This is a genomic window from Iningainema tapete BLCC-T55 (genome assembly GCF_014698965.1).
GTDB classification, from domain to species: domain Bacteria; phylum Cyanobacteriota; class Cyanobacteriia; order Cyanobacteriales; family Nostocaceae; genus Iningainema; species Iningainema tapete.
The window spans coordinates 33,882-40,694 of the sequence record NZ_JACXAE010000008.1 but is presented as its reverse complement, the minus strand read 5'-3'; the positions used below and the strand labels follow the sequence as shown (position 1 = coordinate 40,694).

The 6,813-nt window shown below is 41.2% G+C and carries 7 protein-coding genes; 2 read left to right on the top strand and 5 right to left on the bottom strand.

All coding sequences use genetic code 11. The features are described from left to right. Window positions 1-57: 57 nt before the first annotated feature. Both ICL16_RS00895 and ICL16_RS00890 read right to left on the bottom strand, forming a co-directional pair. Window positions 58-843, bottom strand: a complete 786-nt coding sequence (locus ICL16_RS00895) for an ATP-binding protein (protein WP_190825014.1) — start codon at window positions 841-843, stop codon at window positions 58-60. Between the two features lie 23 nt (window positions 844-866). Further along, entirely contained in the window at window positions 867-1,385 is a 519-nt protein-coding gene (locus ICL16_RS00890; protein ID WP_190825013.1) for a DNA-binding protein, read from the bottom strand. Window positions 1,386-1,523: 138 nt separating this feature from the next. On the opposite strand from ICL16_RS00890, the gene ICL16_RS00885 reads away from it, so the two are divergent. Continuing rightward, a complete protein-coding gene (locus ICL16_RS00885) occupies window positions 1,524-1,661 on the top strand; it encodes a hypothetical protein (RefSeq protein ID WP_190825012.1) in 138 nt (45 codons plus the stop codon). 35 nt (window positions 1,662-1,696) lie between these two features. Then, window positions 1,697-4,492 (top strand): NACHT domain-containing protein, encoded by a 2,796-nt coding sequence (locus tag ICL16_RS00880; protein WP_190825011.1) that lies wholly within the window; start codon window positions 1,697-1,699, stop codon window positions 4,490-4,492. A gap of 93 nt (window positions 4,493-4,585) precedes the next feature. Here the strand turns inward: ICL16_RS00880 and ICL16_RS00875 are convergent, their stop codons facing one another. The 3 genes from ICL16_RS00875 to ICL16_RS00865 form a co-directional block, all read right to left on the bottom strand. Beyond that, window positions 4,586-5,506 carry a ParB/RepB/Spo0J family partition protein gene (locus tag ICL16_RS00875; protein ID WP_190825010.1) on the bottom strand — a complete coding sequence of 307 codons (921 nt, stop codon included), beginning with the start codon at window positions 5,504-5,506 and terminating at the stop codon, window positions 4,586-4,588. Continuing rightward, window positions 5,506-6,258 carry an AAA family ATPase gene (locus tag ICL16_RS00870; RefSeq protein ID WP_190825009.1) on the bottom strand — a complete coding sequence of 251 codons (753 nt, stop codon included), beginning with the start codon at window positions 6,256-6,258 and terminating at the stop codon, window positions 5,506-5,508. Before ICL16_RS00870 ends, ICL16_RS00875 begins: the two co-directional genes overlap by 1 nt. 221 nt (window positions 6,259-6,479) lie before the next feature. Continuing rightward, on the bottom strand, window positions 6,480-6,813 hold a 334-nt coding region (locus tag ICL16_RS00865; RefSeq protein WP_190825008.1), incomplete at its 5' end, for a tetratricopeptide repeat protein.

Genomic DNA, 6,813 nt, shown 5'->3' with positions numbered 1-6,813 from the left:
GGAATGGAGTAATTGTCTGATTTACTCCATTATATCCTGGCTAATCCCAGTATTTTATTACTTAGTTAAATGGCTGCGATCATGTAAAGCCAATCCAATGAAACGCACCGCCGCCAAGATTCCAACAGCCGCCATTAACACTGGTGATATATCAATATAAGTATCCCCATCGTTCAAATTTGGATCATCAACACCACTTTCTAGCTCATCAATCATTCGCTTTGCCAGCATTGGATTGCCACCAGCACGGCTAGCTAACTCCGCTACACGGTGTGAGGGAAGTGAGAGATTCCTCACAGAAACTTCTTTCCAAATAAGCGATCGCGTGTCTGCTTCAGTCAGTGGCTCCAGCTTCAGCCTTGGCATTTTGAAAGATACACCTTCCAAATCCCGCTTAGTTCCCAGCAATAGCATGATTATTCCCGCTTCCTGTAACCCTTCAAGCCAATACTTCAATGAGGCAGGAAAGCGATGAACGTTATCGGCAATCAAAATTATGCCATTGATATTCTGAGCAATTTCCTCCTTTAACCGATCAATCGTGAGAGGCTTGCCATCCTCATTCACAATCGGACAATCAATCTGTTGTGCGATCGCCACCAAGCAAGCTTTCACACTACCCGTGTAGATAGCATAAACCGCGTCAAGCTCAGTTTGTACCAGTTTGGCTAAGTGAGTTTTACCCATCCCTGGTTCCCCAATTAGCATCAAACTATTCCCTTCTCCAAGGTTACTAACAACTCGCTTAGTAAGAGAGGCGCGGTAATCCTGGCGGTTGTGATGCGCTCGCACTCTTTTATTAGAAGTTGTGCGTGTGCGCTCCACACTAGTGGCATCTTCCAAATCTTCACTATCTTCTGATAACTCTACTGAAACTGAGCGATCAGATTTTGAGCGAAAAAATCCGGGTCGTGCTGCTCTTTTCTCGTTTCAACTAAATGGTTTAATTTATTTTGAGAACGTTCCACCTTTTGACGTAAATCTTCGGGCAACTTATCCGGATTCTCCAAAAAGAAGCTTAAAAGCTCCTTTTCACCGCTCAGAATAGAGGCTGCTCTTTCCGCCGTAAGACGCCCAACCACAGCTAAGTCATTTTGTGCTGTATTGCTGTAAGATTCCGCACCAATATTTAAGGTGCTGCTTGGTGCGGAATCATCAACTATTGCAGCTGATTCCTCCGATTGCTGAGAAATCTGGGTTGTTCCTGCAACTGCTAAAGCCGACTTTTCACACTCCGCCTTCCACTCAGCGATGTACTTTGAAACATCGCGGTTACTTCCTCCGGTGCGCTCTCGCACCACATCACGAGTAATTTTTTTATTTTCAGCTTGTATATTATGGCAAGCTTCAAAAACTTTTTCTCTAAGACTTTTCTCTTCACTCATGGTGCAATAATGGTACTGTATTAATGAAATTTTAAAGTCCGCACCATCGCTACCATAACCGTATTATTACTGTGGTGCTAGTAAATATTTTTTCTAATAAAATGCACCAAATAGTTGGTGCGAGACTTTTTTACAGCTGTGTCTACAGCACAATATGGTAGTTTTGTCAAATATCTATTGCTGAAAAAATATGATAGTATTCAGAACTACCTAGAAAAAGAAATTGCCAGTCCACACAGTAGGGCGGCAATGCTGAAACATCGGTATGTAGGCTAGCGTATATGTGAAACAGCCAGATGAGGCATGAGTAAATGAGTCAGCAGTTATCTAAAACATGGAAGCGTGTGACAGGCGCATTCTCTGCCGAGACGGTAAATACAACAACTGAGTCCGCCAAGGCAGTTTTGGAACTGGGAAAAACTCTCAAAGAGCAAGGCTCAAGTATAGAAGTTCTCAAACCACTTTTGTCCCAGTCTTCATCACTATTGGAAGTGTTGTGTTCACCAGAGGTGCAATTATTGGGTGCAGGTTTGCCTTTTGTGGCGATCGCAACTACTCTGCTCAAGTTGTATCGCGAAAAAACTCGCCAAGAACTATCTCTAGAAGAATGCGTGGTTATAGTCACTCAAGCAGCTTATCTAGAAAGTTTTAAAGAGATTATATCAGAACACCAGTCCCTCTTAACTAATTGGAAAAACAAATTTAATACTACAGCCGTCAAAAAAGAACTAAAAAAACTTGATGAATTTGAATTAGATACTCAAGCAGCAGAAGTAGCAATTTCTTCTTTCCCCAATTCTCAATTAGCCAAAGAATTTAATCACGCATTCTCCCAGGCATTACAACAAGTAGGACAACCTGCAAATGAAGCAGAGGAACTTACACAACAAGTAGCACGAAATACGGAGCGTCACTTTTTTAGAGCTTTAGCAGAAGCACGCGATTCTGTCAAACCATTAGTAGAATTATATAATAATGGAGGCATAGAAGTACTTAAAAAATATGATAGTATTCGGAATTATCTAGAAAAAGAAATTGCCGACAAACCCCGTGAACTAGTATTCGAGGAAAATTTTTCATTTGCAGATATTTATGTAAAACCAAAGGTAAGAAAAGTAGACTCTAATGGTAAAATAAACGACATAAAAACTTTTTGTTTGGAAAATTGGGCTAAAAATCTTCTCCTCACTAAAGACCCTAATAAGCAAGAAAAAGTGATATTTATTCAAGGAGGACCAGGAAGAGGTAAAAGTATTTTTTGTCGTATGTTTGCGGATTTAGTGCGACGTGATGAATATCGCAGGTGGATACCTATTTTGATTCGCTTACGCGACATAGATGAATTTCAGCTAAGTTTTAAAGATACCTTGCGCTCAAGGATAAATGAATCTTTTGCAGAAAATCCAGGTTGGCTAAGTGACGCCCATATCAAGTTTCTCTTTATTCTTGATGGCTTTGATGAGTTACGTATTGAACGTAGTAATAACCAAAGTGTAAAAGGGTTTATCAGGCAAGTAGGGTCATTTCAACGTGATTATGCAAACAAGCATCGAGTGATAATTACAGGTAGAGGGATGGCTTTACACGGCATTGATGATCTACCAGATAATTTGGAAAGGGTAGAAATTGCCGAAATGGATTCTGAAATGCAAAACCAGTGGTTTACCAATTGGCGTCTTCAGTTTGATACTCAAAAAACAACACAATTTCAACAGTTTTTACAAGATGAAAATAACTGTCCAGAACAAGTAAGTGAATTAGCAAAAGAACCACTATTATTGTATATGTTAGCAGCAATGCACCGTGATGATAGTTTGGACATAAGCAAATTTGAGCAAGCTACTAGTACAGCTGCAAAAATCCTTATTTATGAACAAGCATTAAATTGGGTGTTGACAAAACAGCGTTCTGACAAGCATTACAGTGACTTAAATTACGAACTAACAAGACAAAAGCCAGAAGCATTACGGCGACTGTTAGCAGAAGCAGCGGTGTGTGTCGTGCAGTCAGGTGGAGAAAGTGCTTCTATAGAAATGGTGCGAGCAAGATTAGAGGAAGATGATGAAGCAAAAAAATTAATCACAATAGCCGAGGAAGAACTGGGAAAAGAAGCGCTAAAAAATACATTGTGTGCTTTTTATCTCAAGCCTAATCAAAGTGGTGGAGTTGAGTTTTTCCACAAGAGTTTTCGCGAATTTCTTTGTGCTGAACGGCTGAAAGAAAGTCTGGAGGAATGGACAGAACTTGGACGGCGAGGTAAAACTTTCAATATTGATGACAAGCAACTCTATGAGGAAATTTACGATTTACTTGGCTATGGTGGACTAACACCAGAAATTGTAGAATATCTGATGGGCTTGCTAACAAGTAAAGAATTTTTACCAGAGCAATTGTTTCAGCGTTTAGAATATTTTTATCATCGTTGGTGTGACGGGGAATTTATTGACTCTACAGAAGAAACTTTACCTCAAAAAAAGGCGCGGCAATTACAAAAGCAAGGAATTAAGCTAGGTCAGCGTCAGGTGGATACTTATGCAGGGCTAAATGTAATGATTTTACTCCTAGAGTTGCACCGTTATGCACAAGAAAGAGATGATTTGAAAGAGCAAATTGTCTTTCGTCCTTGTGGAAAAAAAAGTTCTTTTGATTCAGAACGGCTACTTCGTGTGATTGGCTGTAGCTACTGTATTAGTACCACTGCTTTTATTGAGATAATACGCTTCTTCCTCAGTGGCGCATACCTCAGTGGCGCAAACCTCAGTCGCGCAGACCTCAGTGGCGCAAACCTCAGTGGCGCAGACCTCAGAAGCGCATACCTCAGAAGCGCATACTTCAAAGGCGCAAACCTCAGTGGCGCATACCTCAGTAGCGCATACCTCAGTGATGCAAACCTTAGTGGCGCAAACCTCAGTCGCGCAAACCTCAGTCGCGCAAACCTTAGAGGCGCAGACCTCACAGGCGCAGACCTCACAGGCGCAGACCTCACAGGCGCAGACCTCACAGGCGCAAGAAACCTAACTTCAAAACAAGTAAAAGCCACTAATAACTGGGAGCAAGCAATCTACGATCGCGAATTCCGCGAAAAGCTTGGATTGTCTTTAGAGTGAGCGCTTGGTAGTAGTTGGTGTTCGTGATTGTGGATACATTTAGGATGGAGTAGAGGAAGATGTTGGCTCCTTACCATTGTCTGTTGTGGTGCTTTAATCTCCTGACATTAAAGCTTCTAATTGAGCTAGTAATTTCTCTACTTTAGCTTTTTTCTTGGGGTCATCCCAAACCTTAGCCTTCTTAAATCGACCAAATGTTTCATCTACTCGCTCTTTAAGTGACGGTGTAAGAAGCGTGGGTGATGATTGCTGTAATTCTTTAATATGAAGTTTGATTTCGCTTAGTGATAGATTATTGTTTATTGCTTGAGTAAGTAATTCAGTACGTTGTTGCTTTGAAGTTACCCTGGCGATCGCTCGTGCTTTGGTGTACTCAAGTTTTCCTTGACGCAGGACTTCTAACACATCATCGGGGAGATTTAACAGGGGAAGGCGGCTCGTGCGGAAGCTTTCGGCATTAAAAGAGCCGACACCAGATAATAGAGATTCAATTATTTCCATCTGACGGGAAACGTTTTCCGTCAACTCCAAACCACGTTTTTTCGCGTTGGCTGCTTGATTGAGAAGTGAGATTACCGACTCTGTACTAATATCAAGTTCTATTTTCAGTAATTCAAGTATACCCTCGGTTTCTTCAACTGGATTTAGGTCTTCGCGTTGTAAGTTTTCTAAAAGAGCTACTTGCAGAGCTTGTTTATCAGTGAAATCTTTAATGACGATTGGCACTTCAGTAAGTCCTACATCTTTAGCAGCCCGAAGTCGCCTTTCTCCTGCTATTAGTTCGTATTCTCCATTTTGTTGAGTCCGAACTAGTAAAGGTTCTAAAATCCCATGTTCGCGTACTGATTGAACAAGCTGTGCCATCTTTTCTGTGTCAAAGTAGCGGCGCGGCTGTTTGGGAGAAACTTGGATTTTTTCAATTGGACAGGTGGTAGTCGCTCCTGCTTCCACATCCATTGTAAGTAAATCTTCTACGCCACGCATTTTGGGTGGTGTTAGTGGTTTTTTGGTCATTACAGTTTCTCCATTGCTTGAGCAATCTTCTTTAAAACAGCCACTGCCGGATGTTTTGGGGCATATACAGCTAAGGGTTGAAGATTCATTGCCGCGTCAGCAAATGCAGTGGCACGAGGAATAGCTTCAAAAACTGGTGCAAGTGGTGATAAGTCATTTTGTAGTGCTTCGAGAATGACTTTATCTTGATTAGCATTGCTGTAGAGAGTGGGGACAATTCCGGCGATCGCCAGTTTGGGATTGACGTGTTTTTTTACCTGCTTAATGGTATCAAGTAGTAGCTCGGTTCCTTTGAAGGCTTTAAAGTGGGTTTGAATGGGAATAAGTACACTAGTGGCAGCAGTTAAACTCAAAATACTCAAGATTCCTAAAGATGGGGGACAGTCGATGAGGATGAAATCGTATTCATTAAGTATAGGTTGTAGCGCTTGCTTAAGTCTAGTTTCCCTTGCCATCACAGAAGCAAGTTGCAATTCAACAGCACTTAGGGTAATGTTAGCAGGTGCTAAATCCATGCCATGTATGTTATGATGAATTGTTAATGGTGTTTCTTCATCAAGGATAGAACCACTGATAACTTCTTCAAGTTCATGAGGTTCTAAACCCATAAACGTGGTTAGTGACCCTTGTGGGTCCATGTCGATTAAGAGAACTTTGTGTTTCTTCAGGTGTAGGTGATAGCCCAGGTTCATAGTTAGGCTCGTTTTCATCACCCCTCCTGCTTGATTGAAGATGGCAATAACTTTAGACACAGGTGTTTTTAGCCAACTGATTAGAGGAAGACTGTTTAGATAGTTTAGAACAACGAACGCTTTTATCTTAATTATTAGATACTAATTTTACTGTTAATTTATATGATAGAGTGTAATTTTAAAAGATGGTGAGCGATGCCTCTGTGTTACCCAACTGCATCTTGATAAGAGACGCGCTGTTTGAAGCGTCTCTACATTGTTTTTCGGATATGTCTAGTAGGCTAACACTGTAGCTTTTTACTATTTTCTCGTGCTGATTGAGATAATTTCTTGTTCCCTTGTTGCCTTGCTAAAGTTTCACTCTGCTGGAAGTCTGCCAATGCCCCTTTTTTGTCTCCCAACTCTCTACGGGTAATCCCTCGGTTGTAGTAGGCTAAAGCATCGTTAGGGTTGAGGCGCAACACTTGGTTGTAATCTTCTATTGCTCCTTTTTTATTTCCCAACTCTCTACGGGTAATCCCTCGGTTGTAGTAGGCTAAAGCATCGTTAGGGTTGAGGCGCAACACTTGGTTGTAATCTTCTATTGCTCCTTTTTTATTTCCCAACTCTCTACGG